Origin of the sequence: Mesorhizobium sp. M7A.F.Ca.AU.002.02.1.1 (assembly GCF_003998535.1) — a bacterium.
Classification (GTDB): domain Bacteria; phylum Pseudomonadota; class Alphaproteobacteria; order Rhizobiales; family Rhizobiaceae; genus Mesorhizobium; species Mesorhizobium ciceri.
The window spans coordinates 1-971 of record NZ_RZPB01001291.1 but is presented as its reverse complement, the minus strand read 5'-3'; the positions used below and the strand labels follow the sequence as shown (position 1 = coordinate 971).

Here is a 971-nt window from a genome sequence, read left to right as displayed (position 1 = left end):
ACTTCACCGAAGCCCTGCACCGTGAGGTTGAGGGCACCAATGTGAAGGTGCAGGTGGTGCTGCCGGGCGCGACCCGGACCGATTTCTGGGAACTTGCCGGCACCGATATCGCCAACGTTCCGAAGGAGATCATCATGACCGCCGACGACATGGTCGATGCCGCACTTGTCGGCTTGGCCAAAGGCGAGGCGGTCACCGTGCCCGCGCTTGCCGATGCGGCCAAGCTCGACACATTCCTCGGCGCCCGGCAAGCCTTCTACGGCAGCCTGCACGCCGACAAGCCGGCGGCGCGTTACGGGGTTTGAAGTTTGAGAGGCTGGTTCGCTTTGCGAACCAGGACCCCCACCCCGCTGCTTCGCAGCGACTTGCCGGGGCGAGCCACGGGTCTCGCCCGTCCTTCGGACCCCCATAAGGGGGAAGGTTGGGGACGCGGCTTGTCCGCCCATGCGACAATGGTCTTGTGGGGTGCGAAAAGCTGGACTCCCCACCTCCCCCTTGTGGGGAGGTCGGACCGAAGGTCAGGGTGGGGGGCTGGCGCGGGTTTTGGCTTGAGCGCTTTACACCGACCGCCACATCGGAATGATCGAGGCGGCCAGTACCAGCGCCAACACGACGTTGAGCGCGCGCCATTGCCATTCGGTCTTGAGCAGCCGCGCCAGCACCATGCCGGCCACGCACCACAGTGACAGCGAGGCGGCGGCCGCGAGGCCGAAAGTGGCGCCGAGCAGCAGCGCGAGCTGCATCGGTCCGCTGGCCAATGCCGCGAACGACGCCGCGGCGCCCAGTCCCATCGCCCATCCCTTCGGGTTCATCCATTGAATGCCGGCGCCGCCGAGAAAGCTGTTCGGCCTGGCCATGCTCACATCCAGATTAGGCGGTCCGCTGCGGCCGATCTTGATCGCCAGCCAGACGAGATAAAGTGAGCCGGTGACCTTCATCGCCAGTTGCAGCGAGGGCACGGCGAGCAGCAG

General features: G+C 66.0%; 1 protein-coding gene and 1 pseudogene. One reads left to right on the top strand and one right to left on the bottom strand.

Going from position 1 to position 971, the window contains the following annotated elements; all coding sequences use genetic code 11:
• Nucleotides 1-305 (top strand): annotated as a pseudogene (locus EN879_RS37220) (SDR family oxidoreductase); the annotation flags it as partial.
• A gap of 252 nt (nt 306-557) precedes the next feature.
• Here the strand turns inward: EN879_RS37220 and EN879_RS37215 are convergent.
• A partial coding sequence (locus EN879_RS37215; protein WP_127274776.1) for a LysE family transporter occupies nt 558-971 on the bottom strand: 414 nt, incomplete at its 5' end.